The 14281-nt window shown below is 75.0% G+C and carries 13 protein-coding genes; 3 read left to right on the plus strand and 10 right to left on the minus strand.

Annotated features, from left to right (window positions below; all coding sequences use genetic code 11):
• Nucleotides 1-39 precede the first annotated feature (39 nt).
• On the plus strand, nucleotides 40-996 hold the full coding sequence (locus BFL37_RS01160; protein ID WP_086513348.1) for an NUDIX domain-containing protein: 957 nt from the start codon (nucleotides 40-42) through the stop codon (nucleotides 994-996).
• On the opposite strand, the gene BFL37_RS01165 is transcribed toward BFL37_RS01160, so the two are convergent.
• The 5 genes from BFL37_RS01165 to BFL37_RS01185 are packed head-to-tail and all read right to left on the minus strand — an operon-like array spanning nucleotide 993 to nucleotide 6735.
• Nucleotides 993-2591, minus strand: a complete 1599-nt coding sequence (locus tag BFL37_RS01165; protein WP_086513349.1) for an inositol monophosphatase family protein — start codon at nucleotides 2589-2591, stop codon at nucleotides 993-995. The two genes, BFL37_RS01160 and BFL37_RS01165, sit on opposite strands and share 4 nt — an antisense overlap.
• The gene (locus BFL37_RS01170; RefSeq protein ID WP_086513350.1) at nucleotides 2588-3796 is read right to left on the minus strand and encodes an ABC transporter ATP-binding protein; all 1209 of its coding nucleotides are present in this window, start codon (nucleotides 3794-3796) and stop codon (nucleotides 2588-2590) included. Before BFL37_RS01170 ends, BFL37_RS01165 begins: the two co-directional genes overlap by 4 nt.
• A 7-nt stretch (nucleotides 3797-3803) precedes the next feature.
• Entirely contained in the window at nucleotides 3804-4619 is an 816-nt protein-coding gene (locus BFL37_RS01175) for an ABC transporter permease (RefSeq protein WP_086513351.1), read from the minus strand.
• The gene (locus BFL37_RS01180; RefSeq protein ID WP_086513352.1) at nucleotides 4619-5572 is read right to left on the minus strand and encodes an ABC transporter permease; all 954 of its coding nucleotides are present in this window, start codon (nucleotides 5570-5572) and stop codon (nucleotides 4619-4621) included. The genes BFL37_RS01175 and BFL37_RS01180 overlap by 1 nt, the downstream gene beginning before the upstream one ends.
• Entirely contained in the window at nucleotides 5569-6735 is a 1167-nt protein-coding gene (locus BFL37_RS01185) for an extracellular solute-binding protein (RefSeq protein ID WP_086513353.1), read from the minus strand. The genes BFL37_RS01180 and BFL37_RS01185 overlap by 4 nt, the downstream gene beginning before the upstream one ends.
• 155 nt (nucleotides 6736-6890) lie before the next feature.
• On the opposite strand from BFL37_RS01185, the gene BFL37_RS01190 reads away from it, so the two are divergent.
• A complete protein-coding gene (locus BFL37_RS01190) occupies nucleotides 6891-7964 on the plus strand; it encodes a substrate-binding domain-containing protein (RefSeq protein WP_086513354.1) in 1074 nt (357 codons plus the stop codon).
• A gap of 24 nt (nucleotides 7965-7988) precedes the next feature.
• Here BFL37_RS01190 and BFL37_RS01195 read toward each other — a convergent pair whose 3' ends face one another.
• The 5 genes from BFL37_RS01195 to BFL37_RS01215 all read right to left on the minus strand — a co-directional run bounded on the left by BFL37_RS01195 (nucleotide 7989) and on the right by BFL37_RS01215 (nucleotide 12717).
• A complete protein-coding gene (locus tag BFL37_RS01195) occupies nucleotides 7989-8849 on the minus strand; it encodes a DUF3097 domain-containing protein (protein WP_086513355.1) in 861 nt (286 codons plus the stop codon).
• Nucleotides 8846-9127 (minus strand): protealysin inhibitor emfourin, encoded by a 282-nt coding sequence (locus tag BFL37_RS01200; RefSeq protein WP_086513356.1) that lies wholly within the window; start codon nucleotides 9125-9127, stop codon nucleotides 8846-8848. The genes BFL37_RS01195 and BFL37_RS01200 overlap by 4 nt, the downstream gene beginning before the upstream one ends.
• Complete coding sequence (locus tag BFL37_RS01205) at nucleotides 9128-10174, minus strand: M4 family metallopeptidase (protein ID WP_086513357.1); 1047 nt, start codon at nucleotides 10172-10174, stop codon at nucleotides 9128-9130.
• Between the two features lie 93 nt (nucleotides 10175-10267).
• Nucleotides 10268-10972 (minus strand): response regulator, encoded by a 705-nt coding sequence (locus BFL37_RS01210; protein ID WP_086513358.1) that lies wholly within the window; start codon nucleotides 10970-10972, stop codon nucleotides 10268-10270.
• On the minus strand, nucleotides 10969-12717 hold the full coding sequence (locus BFL37_RS01215; RefSeq protein WP_241533806.1) for a sensor histidine kinase: 1749 nt from the start codon (nucleotides 12715-12717) through the stop codon (nucleotides 10969-10971). The genes BFL37_RS01210 and BFL37_RS01215 overlap by 4 nt, the downstream gene beginning before the upstream one ends.
• 141 nt (nucleotides 12718-12858) lie before the next feature.
• On the opposite strand from BFL37_RS01215, the gene BFL37_RS01220 reads away from it, so the two are divergent.
• A complete protein-coding gene (locus BFL37_RS01220) occupies nucleotides 12859-14244 on the plus strand; it encodes a cation:dicarboxylate symporter family transporter (RefSeq protein WP_086513359.1) in 1386 nt (461 codons plus the stop codon).
• Nucleotides 14245-14281 lie beyond the last annotated feature (37 nt).

Consider the following 14281-nt stretch of genomic DNA (forward strand, 5'->3'; position numbering starts at 1 on the left):
CACCGACGCTATCGAAGGTGCCCGTGAGATGGTGGATCCATGACCGCCGAGCGCCCGCCCGAGCCCCCGCGCGGGGCGCATCGCGACAGCGGCGACGCGTGGGTCGAGGGCCCGGACGGCCAGCGGTTCTGGGGCGCGTTCGGCGCCGCCGGCCTGCTCGTGCACGACCCGGATCGCGGGGTGCTGCTGCAGCACCGCGTCGCGTGGAGCCACCACGGCGGCACGTGGGGCCTGCCCGGCGGGGCGCGACACCAGGGCGAGTCCGCGGTCGACGGCGCCGCCCGCGAGGCGGCCGAGGAGGCCGGGGTGCCGCCCGGGGGGATCCGGCCGGTGCTCGCCACCGTGCTCGACCTCGGCTTCTGGAGCTACACGACCGTCACCGCCCGCGTCCACCGCCCGTTCGCGCCGCGCGTCGCGGACGCCGAGAGCATCGAGCTGCGCTGGGTCCCGGTCGACGAGGTCGACGGCCTCGAGCTGCACCCGGGCTTCGGCGGGGCGTGGCCGATGCTGCGCGCCGAGCTGGCGCGCGAGGTCACGCTGGTCGTCGACACGGCCAACCTGCTCGGCTCCCGACCGGACGGCTGGTGGCGCGACCGCGCCGGATCCACCTCCCGTCTCCTCGCCGAGCTCGACCTGATGGCGCGCGACGGCGTGCCCGCCGCCGACCTCGGCCTGCCGGGCGACGTCAGGTGGCCGGACGTCGTGGCCGTCGTGGAGGGCGATGCGCGCGCGGCGTCGCTGCCCGCGGCGCCCCGCGCGGATCTCGCCCAGCCGACGCTCCGCGCGCCCGGCGTCGCCGTGGTCACGGCGCCGTCGGACGGCGACGGCGAGATCGTGCGCGTGGCGGGCGCCGCCCGGGATGCCGGCCGCGAGGTCGTGGTGGTCACGGCCGACCGCGGCCTCGTCGGGCGCGTCGAGGAGCTCGGCGCGCGCGTGCTCGGGCCTGGTCGGATCCGCGCGCTGCTCGACGCGCGCGCGGACCGCGACGCGGGCTAGCCCGCCGGGGCGGGGACCGACGACGTCGTCGCGTCCGCCGGCAGCGCGGCGGACGCCGCGTCGACGATCCCGGTGCGCCAGAGCGCGTGCAGGGCCTCGGCGGTCGGCCGGTCGCGGGCCGCGAGCACGCCGCCTGATGCCGGGAAGAGCGTGTCCTCCCCATCCGCGTCGAGCACCACGCCGCCCGCCTCGCGCACGATGAGCGTCGCCGCCAGGTGGTCGACCGGGCCGAAGGACCCGATCACCGCGCCGACCCCGTGGCCGAGCGCGACGCCGGCGACCGTGAGGGTGCCGGATCCCATGATCCGCAGGGTGCACCACCGCTCGGCGAGCGCGTCGAGCAGCGGCAGCATCCCGGGCCAGGGCGCGTGCCCCGCGAGCTCGGTGCTCACCATGCGGCCGCGGAGCGGATCCGCGTCGGGCGCGTGGACGCCGCCCGGCGCCGCCGCGAGGTCGAGGCGCGCGCCGGCGGACCAGGCGCCCTCGCCCGCGGCGGCCTCGACGACCGTGCCGCGCCAGGGATCCGCGACGACGCCCACGACGGGCTCGCCGTCGACCACGAGGGCCAGCGAGAAGCTCGTCCAGGGCACGCCGTTCGCGAGGTTCGCGGTGCCGTCGACCGGGTCGAGGTACCAGCACGGTCGGCCGGGCACGGCCTCGCCGCCGTACTCCTCGCCCACGAGCACGTGGTGCGGGAACTGGGCGGCGACGACCGCGCGCACGTCGCGCTCGACGGCCCGGTCGACCTCCGTCACGTGGTCGGCGGGGTTCGCCTTCGTTGTGACCGGGCCGACCGCGTGCGATCGGACGTGGTGCATCGCGCGCGCGGCGAGGTCGCGCGCGGCGGCACGGGCCCGGGTGCGCTCGGCGGCGGGCGCGGTGGCCCGGGCGTCGGCGGCGGCGGGATCCTCCGCGCGCCGCGCGAGCACGTCGAGGAGCGTCGGCAGCTCGTTGGTCGTGATCGCGTCGACGCCGATCGCCGCGAGCCACTCCATCTGCGCGGGATCGTCGACGGTCCAGGCGGCCACGGCGGCGCCCAGCGCGTGCACGGCGTCCACGAGCGCGCGGCCGACGACGAGGTGCGGCATGTTGACGACCGCCGGCCGGAGCTCGGCGAGGTCGTCCGCGGTGGGCGGCCGGTGGTCGGCCCAGGGCAGCCAGATCACGGCGGACGGATCGAGCTCACGGATCGTGCGCATGCCGTCGACGTGCCCGCACCAGGCGACGCGCGGCGTGCGGGGGGCCGCGGCGACGACCGCGTGGGCGGCGGCGGCGGGATCCCCGGCCGCCATGTCGATCACGAGCTCGACGTCGGTGCCCGCGAGGAGCTCGAGCGCCTCGGCCAGCAGCGGGATCCGCAGCTCGCCGCCGCCGAGCGCCCGCACGTCGGCGAGGTCGAGGTCCGCGACCCGCGCGTCGACGCCCCAGAGGCGCTCGAGCGTGTCGTCGTGGAGGAGCACCACGCCGCCGTCACGGGTGACGTGCACGTCCACCTCGACCGTGCGGGCGCCGGCGTCGGCCGCCGAGCGGATCGCGGCGAGCGTGTTCTCGCGGTGCCGGGAGGAGTCGCCGCGGTGGGCGGTGGCGGCGGTCATCGGGCGGCGTCCGCGCCGGCGGGCGCGACGGGCTCGACAGGCGCGGCGGGCGCGGGCGGGGCCGACGCGGCCGCGGCGCGCTCCGGCACGAGGATCCCGTCGCGGTAGTGCCGTACCTCGCGGAGCGTCACGGTGCCGGCCTCGCCGACCGCGGGCGCGGATCCGGTGACGAGCGCACGCACCTCCACGCCGCCGGCGTCGAGCACGAGCTCCTGGAAGTGGCCGTGCGGCAGCACCCGGCGGACGACCACGGAGGTGGCGTCGTCGGCGGGCCGGGTGCCGCGCGGCGCGTAGGCCACGTCCTCGGGGCGGACGGCCCACACGTCGGCGTCGGCCGAGGTCGGCACGAAGGCCGCCGGCGGCCCGGCCGTGAGCGTCTCGGGCGTCGTGCCCGCGAGGCGCGGCGCGGGCAGCAGGTTCATGCTGCCGATGAACGACGCGACCACGAGCGTCCGCGGCCGGGCGTACAGCTCCGTGGGCGCCGACACCTGCTCGATGCGGCCCTGGTGCATCACGGCGACGCGGTCCGAGATGGCGAGCGCCTCGTCCTGGTCGTGCGTGACCATGACGGTCGTGATCCCCAGCCGCTGCTGGATGTCGCGGATCTCCTCGCGCACCTTCACGCGCAGCTTGGCGTCGAGGTTCGACAGCGGCTCGTCGAGCAGCAGCAGGTCGGGCTCCTGCACGATCGCGCGGGCGAGCGCCGCGCGCTGCTGCTCGCCGCCGGAGATGTGGGCGGGCCGCGAGTGCGCGTGGTGCGCGAGGTTCACGGTCTCGAGCGCCGCCATGACCCGGCGGGCGACCTCGTCCTTGGGCAGCTTCCGCAGCGTGAGCGGGAAGGCCACGTTCTTGAACACGCTGAGGTGCGGCCAGAGCGCGTAGTTCTGGAACACCATCGCGCTCGGCCGCCGGTCGGGGCCGGCGGCGGTGACGTCGCGGCCGTCGATCACGACCGATCCGCGGTCGGGCTCGAGGAACCCGGCGATCATGCGCAGCGTCGTGGTCTTGCCGCAGCCCGACGGGCCGAGGAGCGCGACGAGCTCGCCGCGCGCGACGTCGAGGTGGAGGTCGTCGACGATGGTGCGGCCGCCGAGGTCCTTGGAGAGCCCGGCGACGACGAGGCCGGACGGGGCGGCCGTCGCCGTGACGTCGTCGTGAGCGCGCGGCGGGGCGGCGATCGTGGTGAATGGAGCGGATGCGGTCATGGCCGGCCTAACGGATCTGGAAGCCCTCGGCCAGACGCCCGCCCATGATGTGGCGGCGGGCGAGCAGGAGGAGGGCGACGGAGGGGACGGAGAGGAGGATCGCGAACACGGCGGCGACCTGCTTCGGGTGGTTGAGGACGAGCGAGTACATCTCGGTCGGCATCGTCATGTAGGCGGGGGCGCCCACGAGGTACGTGCCCTGCGCCTCGTCGAACGCGGCGAGGAACGACATGAGCACGGCCACGAGGATCCCGGGCAGCGCCAGCGGCAGGGTCACGTGCAGGAACGTGCGGATGCGCCCCGCGCCCGCGTCGCGCGCGGCCTCCTCGAGGCTCCGCGGCACGGCGCTGAACGCGGCCGCCGGGATCCAGGTCATGAACACGATCGTGCCGATGAGCTGCACGATGACGATGCCCGTCACGGTGTTCATGAGGTGCAGCCCGTAGAACAGCGACGCCATCGACACGAAGAGCCCCATCTTGGGGAACGCGTTGGTGGCGAACAGGCCCACCAGCAGGATCCGCCGGCCGGGGAACGAGAACCGCGAGAACGCGTAGGCGGCCGGCAGGCACACCACGGCCGACACGAGCACCGTGATGGGTGCGAAGTACAGCGAGTTGCGGACGGCCGCGGCGAGCTCGGCGTCCTCGAACACGACGCGCCACCAGTCGAGCGTGAGGCCGGCGGGGACGAGGCTCGGGTAGTCCCAGCTCGTCGCGAAGGCGTGCGCGGCGAGCCAGAGCAGCGGGCCGAGGATGAACACCGCGACGACCGCGAACAGGGCCGCCTGGATCCACCCGCGGGCGGAGAGGAGCGCGCGCATCAGACCCGGCCCTCCTTCTTCGCGGACCGGAAGTTCGCCCGGACGTAGAGGAACGCGATGCCGGAGGCGAGGACGAAGACCACGATCGCCATGACGATCGACTCCTGCGGGTGGTTGAAGCCCGTGAAGTACTTCGAGATGTCGACGCCGAGCATGCTGGGCGCGTTCGGGCCCGTGAAGTACGGCACCGTGAAGGAGCCGAGCACGCCGATCGCCGTGAACGTCGTCGCGATGACGAGCGGGATCGCCGCGAGCGGCACGAGCACGCGCGTGACGATGGCCCTCGTCGACGCACCCGCGTCGCGCGCCGCCTCGATCATGGCGTCGGGGATGGCCTGCACGCCGCTCGTCGCCATGAGCGTGGCGAACGGCAGGCTCGTCCAGACGGATCCGATCACGACCGCGACGGTCGTGTAGCCCCAGGTCGGCCCCTCGAGGCCGACCAGCGCGAACACCGTGCGGACGAAGCCGTCGCCCGAGTAGAAGGTGAGGATCGCCCACGAGGCGATGACGACGGGGATGAACAGCGGCACGATCGCGAGCCCGGCGAAGACCGACGCGAGCCGGCCGCCGCGCAGGCGGAGGTTGAGCGCGATCGCGAGCGACAGGGCGATCACGATCGCAGTGGACACCAGGGTCACGAGCACCGTCACGCCGAGGTCGCGGAGGAAGCGCGGGTCGGTGAACACGTCGACGTAGGCGTCGAACGTGCCCCACCAGCTCGTCGCCGTGCGCGTGCCCAGGCCGATCGTCGCGATCGTGCTGTTGAGCCCGCCCGTGTGCCCGAGGCTGAAGCCGATCGCGAGCACGACGGGGATCCCGACGAAGACCGCGAGCAGGAGCGCCGGCGGGAGGGCGAGCGCGAGGCCCACGCCGGCGCGGCGGGCCTCCGGGGAGACCCGCCGCGCGCGCACGGCCGGTGCGGCGGGCGCCGCGGTCCGGACGGCCGTCACTGCCCGGGGACCTTCTGGTCCCACAGGTTCGACATGTCCGACGCCATCTTGCTGTAGTAGCTGGGCCGGAGCGTCGACGGGTCGGCCGAGGCGAACTGGTCCTCGAGGTCCTCGGGCACCTGGTCGAGCGAGATCACGGGGTAGCCCGCGATGGTGCTCGCGATGATCGCCTGGCCCTCGGCGGAGAGCACGTAGTCGGCGAGCTCCTGCGCGACGTCCGCGTGCTCGGCCGTCTTCGGGATGCCGAGGAAGGACGCGCTGCCGGTGAAGGCCGGGTCGGAGATCTGCGCGTACTTGACGGTGGACGGGAGCGTGCCCGACTTCTGCGCCGTGATGACCTGGTCGCTCCAGACGGGGGCCATCTCGATGGCGCCCGTGCCGAGCAGGTCGAGCACCTGGTTGTTGCCGTTGGGGTAGACGCCGCCCTGGTACATGGAGGCGTTCAGGCCCTTGAGCTCGTCGAAGCCCGCGTCCCACGCGCCCTCGAGCGACTGGTCGTAGCCGGTCGTCATCTTCTCGCGGGTGGCGTCGTCGACGTGCGTGTCGAGGACGGTCGTGACGAAGGCCGCGCCGGATCCGCCGGTGGAGGGGGAGTTGTAGGCGAACCGGCCGGGGTTGGCCTGGATCCACGAGAGCAGGTCCGCGAGGGTCTTCGGCGGGGTCTGCACCTTCGTGGAGTCGTAGGCGAGCAGCACGGAGGAGGCGCGGTAGGGGATCCCGAAGCCGCCGCCGGCCTGCACGGTCGAGTCGGGGACGGTGGCGAGGTTCGGGATGGTGTCGGCCGAGACGGGCGCGAGGAGGCCGCCGGTGCCGGCCGCCGCGGTGAAGCCCGCGTCGATGAGGTCGTAGCCGGGGTCGGTCCCGCCCTGCACCGCGCTCGTGAGCGTGGCCATGGTCTGCGCGTCGTGCTCGCCGTGGAGGTCGAGCGTCGTGGTGACGCTGGCGCCGGGGTTCGCCTTCTCGAACGCGGGGATGATCCCGTCGTCCCAGAGGGCCTTGACGTTGGTGTCGCCGGAGATGAAGACGCGGGCGGTGCCCGATGCGTCGGTGACGGCGTGGTTCTGGGCCTGGGCCTGCGTGCTCGTGGTGGGAGCGCAGCCGGCGAGCGCGACCGCGGTGGACGCGGCGGCGGCGAGGGCGAGGAGGTGACGGCGGGGGATCACGGGTCGGGTGTCCTTCTGCTCGGGGGAGCGATGCGGATCGCATCGTTTCGATGGTGCGTGCCGACGGTGGCCCGGGAGTGAACGCGGCGTGGCGATCGGGCTCCCCGGCGGCGAACGCGCCCGGCGGCCGACGCCCGATGAATAGGGTGAGGCGCATGAGGAGGAACTCGCCGCGCACCTCCGTGACGCTCGCCGACGTGGCCGCCCTCGCGGGCGTCTCCACCTCCACGGCGTCGCTCGCGTACCGCAGCACCGGCTCGATCACGCCGGCCACGCGCGCCCGGATCCTGCGGGCCGCCGCCAGCATCGGCTACGCCGGGCCGGATCCCACGGCCAGGTCCCTGAAGAGCGGCCGCTCGGGCATCGTGGGCGTCGTCGTGGCGGGCAGCATCCGCCGGGCCTTCCAGAACCCGGTCGCGCTCGCGACCATGGCGGGCCTCAGCGAGGCGCTCGACGACCTCGACGTCGGCCAGCTGCTGCTGCCGGGTCGGCGTGAGCCGCGGGACGGATCCGCGCCCCTGCTGGAGGGCATGCCCGTCGACGCCGTGGTCTTCCTCACCCGCGGCGAGGAGGTGGACGCGCTCCTCCCCGGGCTGCGCGCGCGCCGGATCCCCATGGTCGGCGTCGAGGGCCCCCATGGCGACGGCGTCGCCGTGGTCGACATCGACGACGCCCGCGGCATGGGCGAGCTCGCCCGGCACGTGCGGGCCCTCGGCCACCGCAGGGTCGCCGTGCTGATGCGCACCACGCGGATCGAGGAGGACGGCCCGCCCGGACCCGTGGTCCCCGTCGGCCGCGAGCTCGAGGCGATCGTCAACCGCACGATCCGCGAGCGGCTCCGCGCCGCGCGGAGCGTCTTCCCCGACGCGGTCCGCGTGGAGGCCGGCGGGCGGGACCTCGAGGCGGGGGAGGCGGCCGCGGGCGTGCTGCTCGACCTGCCGTCGCGGCCGACGGCGATCCTCGCCCAGAACGACATGCTCGCCGCGGGCGCGCTGCGGGCGGCCGCCGCACGGGGGCTGCGCGTGCCCGAGGACCTCACGGTCACGGGCTTCGACGGCGCCCACCTGCCGTGGCTCGAGCGCCGCCTCACGACCGTGGAGCAGCCGCTGCACGACCGCGGGGTGCGCGCCGGACGCATGGTCGGCGAGCTGCTCGCGGGCCGGGCGCCCGCGAGCGTCGTGCTGCCGGTGCGCGTGCGGATCGGCGACACGGCGGCGGCGCCCGCCTGACCCGCGGCGCCGCGGTGCCGGGCGCTACCGGCCCGCGGGATCCGTCACGAAGTCGATGAGCTGCTCCACCCGGCCGAGGAGCGCGGGCTCCAGGTCCTGGTACGAGCGCACCTGGCCGAGGATCCGCTGCCACGCCCGGGCGATGTCCGCCTGCTCGGCGTGCGGCCAGCCGAGCGCGGCGCAGATGCCGTGCTTCCACTCGACGTTCCGGGGGATGACCGGCCACTCCCGGAGGCCCAGCCGCGCGGGCTTCACCGACTGCCACACGTCGACGTACGGGTGCCCGACGACGAGCGCGTGCGCGCGGTGCGGTCCGCGGGCGACGGCCTCCGCGATCCGGCTCTCCTTGGATCCGGGCACGAGGTGGTCGACGAGCACGCCCACGCGGCGGCCCTTCCCGGGGCGGAACCGGTCGAGCTCGTCGTCGAGGTGGTCGACGCCCTCGAGGTACTCGACGACGACGCCCTCGATGCGGAGGTCCTCGCCCCACACCTTCTCCACCAGCTCGGCGTCGTGCCGGCCTTCGACGAAGATCCGGCTGGGCAGCGCGACGCGGGCCTGCCGGTCGGCGACGGCGAGCGACCCGGAGGCCGTGCGGGCCGGCCCCCGCGGCGCGGCGCGGGGCACGCGGAGCGCGACGGGCTCACCCTCGAGCAGGAAGGATCCGCCGAGCGGGAAGGTGCGCTGCTTCCGGCGGAAGTCCTCCAGCACGACCATGCCGGACTCGACGCGGACGATCGCGCCGCAGAACCCGGTGGACAGCTCCTCGACGACGAGGTCGCGCGTCGCGTCCTGCGGCCGCGGGGCCTTCTTCGCGGGCCCGCGCCAGCCGGCGGCGAGCACGTCCTGTCCGTAGCGGTCGTCGTCGAAGGGAGGCGGCGTCATCCTCCGAGGCTCTCACGGGACGCGTCGCGCACCCGGTCGACGAGCCGACGCCAGGGACCGTCGACCGCGGCCTCGCCGAGCCGCGCCTCCCGGTCGCCCGCGCGCACGAGGTACACGAAGCGGTCCGCGCCGGGCGACGGCGGTGCGGGGTCGTCCCACGGGCACGCGTCGACGAGCGCGCTCCAGTCGCCCCGCTCGTCGGATCCGTCGTCCACGCGCACCGACCAGGTGCGGGTCATGCCCGCCACCCCGCCCGTGCGCGACACGGCGATCTCCACCTAGACCTCGATCCCGACGCCCTCCCACGCCGCCTGGACCGCGGCGACCTCGGACGCGCCCTCACCGTATCGCGCCGACGCCGCGGCGATCGTGGCGCGGGCGAAGGCCTCGAAGTCGGCGTCGGCCCGGACGGCGCCCGACTCGATCACGTCGTACCAGACGCGTCCGGCGCCCTCCCAGGCCTCGCCGCCGATCGCGGTGGCCGCCAGGAAGAACGCCCGGTTCGGGATCCCCGAGTTGATGTGGACGCCGCCGTTGTCCTCCTGCGTCTCCACGTAGTCGTCCATGTGCCCGGGCTGCGGGTCCTTCCCGAGCACGTCGTCGTCGTACGCGGTGCCGGGCGCGCGCATCGACCGCAGCGCGAGCCCCGTCGACCGCTCGAGGAAGAGCTCGGCGCCGACGAGCCAGGTCGCCTCGTCCGCGGTCTGCCCGAGCGCGTGCTGCTCCACGAGCACGCCGAACACGTCGGAGATGGACTCGTTGAGCGCGCCCGACTGGCCCTGGTAGACGAGGCCGAGCGTGAGCTCGGTGACCCCGTGCGCCAGCTCGTGGCCGATGACCGTCAGCGAGCGCGTGAACGGCGCGAAGACCTCGCCGTCCCCGTCGCCGAAGACCATGCGCGTGCCGTCCCAGAACGCGTTGTCGTACTCCTCGCCGTAGTGCACGGTCGCGAGCAGGGGCAGCCCGCGGTCGTCGAGCGACTCCCGGCCGTACACCTCCGAGAACAGGGCGTAGGTGGCGCCGAGCCCCGCGTAGGCCTCGTCGACCTGGGCGTCGCCCGTGTCGGGCGCGCCCTCGACGCGCACCGTGCGGCCGGGCAGCTCCTCGCGGTTCCCCGCGTCCGAGATCGTGCGGTGGATCCCCGACGGGTCCCGCTCCGCGAGCGCCGACGCGTCGGGAGCGGCGCCCGGCCCGCGGCGGTCGTGGATGAGCGGCCCCTGGTCGCGGAGCGCGCGCCGCGCGGCCTGCCGGGCGGCGGCCATGCGGTCCGGGTCGGCCTCGGCGAGGCGGGTCAGCAGGTACGGCGGGAGGATCGTGCGTCTCATGACCCGAGACTCGCACGAGGCGGCGACATCGTCACGGGTCCCGGCGGATCCGGCGCCGGGGTCGCGGACGCCGGTCCCGTGCCGTACGGTGCGTCAGCTCGTCCAGCGGTAGCCGAGCTCCGGCCGGCCGGGCGTCCCGTAGCGCGGCACGCGCTCCACCTGGCCGACGTCGGCGAGGTACTCGAGGTACCGGCGCGCGGTCACGCGCGACACGTCGAGCGCGCCGGACACCTCCGCGGCCGAGACGCCCTCCTGGCCGCCGGTCGCGGACCCGTCGCGGCGGGCGATCCCGCGCACGAGGTCGAGCGTCTCGGTCGACATCCCCTTGGGCAGCCGGGCGTCCGACGCGGGGGAGCGGAGGGCCGCGAGAGCCCGGTCGACCTGCAGCTGCGTGGTGCTGCCGCTGCCCGCGCCGAGGCCCTCGCGGTATCCGACGTACGCCGCCATCTTCTCGGCGAACGCCGCGAACGTGAACGGCTTGATGAGGTACTGCACGATCCCCGCCGTCACCGAGCTGCGCACCACGGCCTGGTCCCGCACGGCGGTCACCGCCACGACGTCGGTCGCGCGCCCGGCCGCCCGCAGCCGCCGGCAGACCTCGAGGCCGTGCACGTCGGGCAGCGTCATGTCGAGGAGCACCAGGTCGATCCCGTCGGGCCCCGCCTCGGCGACGAGCCGCAGCGCCTCGCCGCCCGTGTGCGCGACACCGGCCACCTCGAAGCCGTCGAGCCGGCCGACGTAGAGGGCGTGGGCCTCCGCGGTCAGCACGTCGTCGTCGACGACCAGCACGCGGATCACGCGCGCACCCCGCCGTCGCGAGCGCCCGCGCCGTCGGGATCCCGGGCCGCGTCGGCCCCGTCCACGGAGCGCGCGGCCGCATCCGCGGGCAGCTCGACGCGCACGCGCGCCCCGCCCAGCGGAGCGTCGGCGTCGCCCACCTCGACCCGCCCGCCGAGCCGCTCGGCCGAGCGCGCGACGAGCGCGAGCCCCACCCCGCGCGGCCCGGCATCCCCCGCCTTCGTCGTGATCCCGAACTCCAGCACGCGCGGCCGCACCGCCGGATCCACGCCCGGCCCGTCGTCCGCCACCTCGACGACGAGCCCGCCCCCGTCCGTCCGCGACAGCGACAGCTCCACGCGCCCGCGGTCCGCCCCGCGCGCCGTCGCGACCGACGGGTCCGCCGCCGCGTCGATCGCGTTGTCGACCAGGTTCCCGACGATCGTCACGAGCTCCGTCGCGGGGACGCCGGGATCGCCCGTCCCGTCGGCCACGTGCACGGTCAGCTCCACGCCCCGCTCCGCCGCCTGCGCCGTCTTGCCGCGCACGAGCGCCCGCACGACGGGATCCGCGTCCTCCGCCAGCCCGCCCTCCGACGCGCGCCGGTCCGTCTCGAGCTCCGACGCCGCGAGGTCGAGCGCTTCACGCGGCCGCTCCAGCTCGATGAGCGAGACGATCGTGTGCAGCCGGTTGGCGAACTCGTGCGTCTGCGCGCGCATGGCGTCCGAGAGCGTCCGCAGCGTCGCGAGCTCGCCCGACAGGCGCTGGATCTCCGTCCGGTCCCGCAGCGTCGTCACCGTGCCGAGCCGCGCGGCGCTCCCGGTGCGGCCGGTCGGGAGCGCCGGCCGCTGCGTCACCACGAGGACGCGTCCGCTCGGGAGGTGCACGACCTCGTCGGCCGTCGTCCCCGCCACGAGCAGCCGCTCGATCGCGGGCGGCAGCCCCAGCGCGCGGACCTCGACGGGACCCGTGGCGGGATCCAGCTCGAGGTCGAGCAGCTCGGCCGCCTGGTCGTTGTGGAGCACGAGCCGCCGGTCGCGGTCGACGAGCACGATCCCCTCGCCGACCGAGTGCAATACCGACTCGTAGTACGCGAGCATGCGCGCCATCTCCTCGGGCCCGAGCCCCCAGGTGGTGCGCTCGAGCGACCGGCTGAGGAGGACCGCCCCGGCCGCGAGCAGGAGCGCGAGCGCCCCGACCGTGCCGACGAGGCCGGGGAGGCGCGCGCCGAGCACCTCGGTGACGCGGTCGACGGTGACGCCGGCGGCGACCAGCCCGACGATGCCGCCGTCCGCGTCGCGCACCGGCACCACCGCGCGGACGCTCGGCCCGAGCGTCCCGGTGAAGGTCTCGGTCATCGACCGCCCGGCGAGCGCGGGGCCCGTGGTGCCCAGGTACCTCCGGCCGATCTCGTCCGGGTCCGGGTGGGTCACGCGCACGGTGTCGCGGTCCATGATCGTGACGAAGTCGACGCCGGTGTCGCGCGTCACGTCGCGCGAGTAGTCGAGGAGGGCGCCCGTGGGATCCGCGGACGCGAGCCCCTCCGCCACCCGCGGCGAGTCGGCCACGGTCGTCGCGACCGCGAGGCTCCGGTCGGCGGCGGCCTGCTCGGCGCGCTGGCGGGAGTCGGCCCACAGGGCCGCGGTCGCCACGACGGCGACCAGCACGAGGACCGCGAGCTGGACCACGAGGAGCCGGGCGGCGATCCCGCGGGGGAGGCCCACGGGCGAGCGGCGGACCCGGTCGGCGAGCGCGCGTCGGGCCATGCTGCCTCCTCGCGTCCGCGGCCGGCACCCGGCAGGAACATTATGAACACAACGCGAGGGCGCCCCCGCGCGTGGGTCATCCTGACGAGGACCGCCTGGCGCACCCGTGCGCCGGCGCCGCTCACGAGACAAGGACGTCCCATGACCAACCCCATCGCCGCGCTCCGTCGCCTGGACCGCCAGCACTACCTCTACATCGCCGTCATCGTCGCGGTGATCCTCGGCGTCACGGTCGGGCTCGTCGCCCCGGAGACCGGCGTCGCGCTCAAGCCCGTGGGCGACGCGTTCGTCGCGCTCATCAAGATGATGATCGCGCCCATCATCTTCTGCACCATCGTGCTCGGCGTCGGATCCGTGGCGAAGGCCGCGACGGTCGGCCGGGTCGGCGGGCTCGCGCTCCTCTACTTCATCGTCATGTCGACCTTCGCGCTCGCGATCGGCCTGGTGGTCGGCAACCTCATCCACCCGGGCGAGGGCCTCGACCTCAGCGGCCTGCGCGCGCCGGAGGGCTCGACGGAGGCGGCGGGGGAGACGGACTTCCTGCTCTCGATCATCCCCACGTCCCTGCTGTCGTCGCTCACCTCGGGCAGCATCCTGCAGACGCTGTTCGTCGCGCTCCTCGTCGGCTTCGCGCTGCAGCAGCTCGGGAAGCGCGGCGAGCCCGTGCTCGAGGGGATCCGCAACATCCAGATCCTCGTGTTCCGCATCCTCAGCATGGTGATGTGGGTCGCCCCGCTCGGTGCGTTCGGCGCCATCGCCGCGGTCGTCGGCGCCACCGGGTTCCAGGCCGTCATCAGCCTCGCGACCCTCATGATCGGCTTCTACATCACGTGCGCGCTGTTCATCGTGGTGGTGCTCGGCACGCTCCTCTGGTTCGTCGCCCGCGTCAGCATCTTCAAGCTCATGCGCTACCTCGGCCGCGAGTACCTGCTCATCGTGTCCACGTCCTCGTCGGAGGTCGCGCTGCCCCGCCTCATCGCGAAGATGGAGCACGTGGGCGTCTCCAAGCCCGTCGTCGGCATCACAGTGCCCACGGGCTACTCGTTCAACCTCGACGGCACGGCCATCTACCTCACGATGGCGTCGCTGTTCATCGCGAGCGCGCTCGGCAGCCCGCTGGCCATCGGCGAGCAGGTGTCGCTGCTGGTGTTCATGATCATCGCGTCCAAGGGCGCCGCGGGCGTCACGGGCGCCGGCCTCGCCACCCTCGCGGGCGGCCTCCAGTCCCACCGCCCGGACCTCGTGGACGGCGTCGGCCTCATCGTCGGCATCGACCGGTTCATGTCGGAGGCGCGCGCGCTCACGAACTTCACCGGCAACGCCGTCGCGACGCTCCTCATCGGCACCTGGACGCGCGGCATCGACGCCGACCGCGTCGCCCTGGTCCTCGGCGGCGGCGACCCGTTCGACGAGAAGAGCATGGGCACGGAGCACGAGGGCGAGCTGGAGGCTCCGGCCGAGGCCCTGGAGGCCGACGTCACGCGGTCAGGCGAGCTCGGCGACGGGCCCCGCGCCGCCGCCCGCTGACGGGGACCGGGGCCACGCCCGGGTGCCGCCCGCCGTG

Source organism: Clavibacter michiganensis (assembly GCF_002151125.1).
In the GTDB taxonomy this organism is placed as follows: Bacteria; Actinomycetota; Actinomycetes; order Actinomycetales; family Microbacteriaceae; genus Clavibacter; species Clavibacter michiganensis_C.

Coding starts and splice junctions, on each gene's coding strand:
- BFL37_RS01160 (WP_086513348.1), top strand. CDS start 40: ATGACCGCCGAGCGCCCGCCCGAGCCCCCGCGCGGGGCGCATCGCGAC.
- BFL37_RS01165 (WP_086513349.1), bottom strand. CDS start 2,591: ATGACCGCCGCCACCGCCCACCGCGGCGACTCCTCCCGGCACCGCGAG.
- BFL37_RS01170 (WP_086513350.1), bottom strand. CDS start 3,796: ATGACCGCATCCGCTCCATTCACCACGATCGCCGCCCCGCCGCGCGCT.
- BFL37_RS01175 (WP_086513351.1), bottom strand. CDS start 4,619: ATGCGCGCGCTCCTCTCCGCCCGCGGGTGGATCCAGGCGGCCCTGTTC.
- BFL37_RS01190 (WP_086513354.1), top strand. CDS start 6,891: ATGAGGAGGAACTCGCCGCGCACCTCCGTGACGCTCGCCGACGTGGCC.
- BFL37_RS01195 (WP_086513355.1), bottom strand. CDS start 8,849: ATGACGCCGCCTCCCTTCGACGACGACCGCTACGGACAGGACGTGCTC.
- BFL37_RS01205 (WP_086513357.1), bottom strand. CDS start 10,174: ATGAGACGCACGATCCTCCCGCCGTACCTGCTGACCCGCCTCGCCGAG.
- BFL37_RS01215 (WP_241533806.1), bottom strand. CDS start 12,717: ATGGCCCGACGCGCGCTCGCCGACCGGGTCCGCCGCTCGCCCGTGGGC.
- BFL37_RS01220 (WP_086513359.1), top strand. CDS start 12,859: ATGACCAACCCCATCGCCGCGCTCCGTCGCCTGGACCGCCAGCACTAC.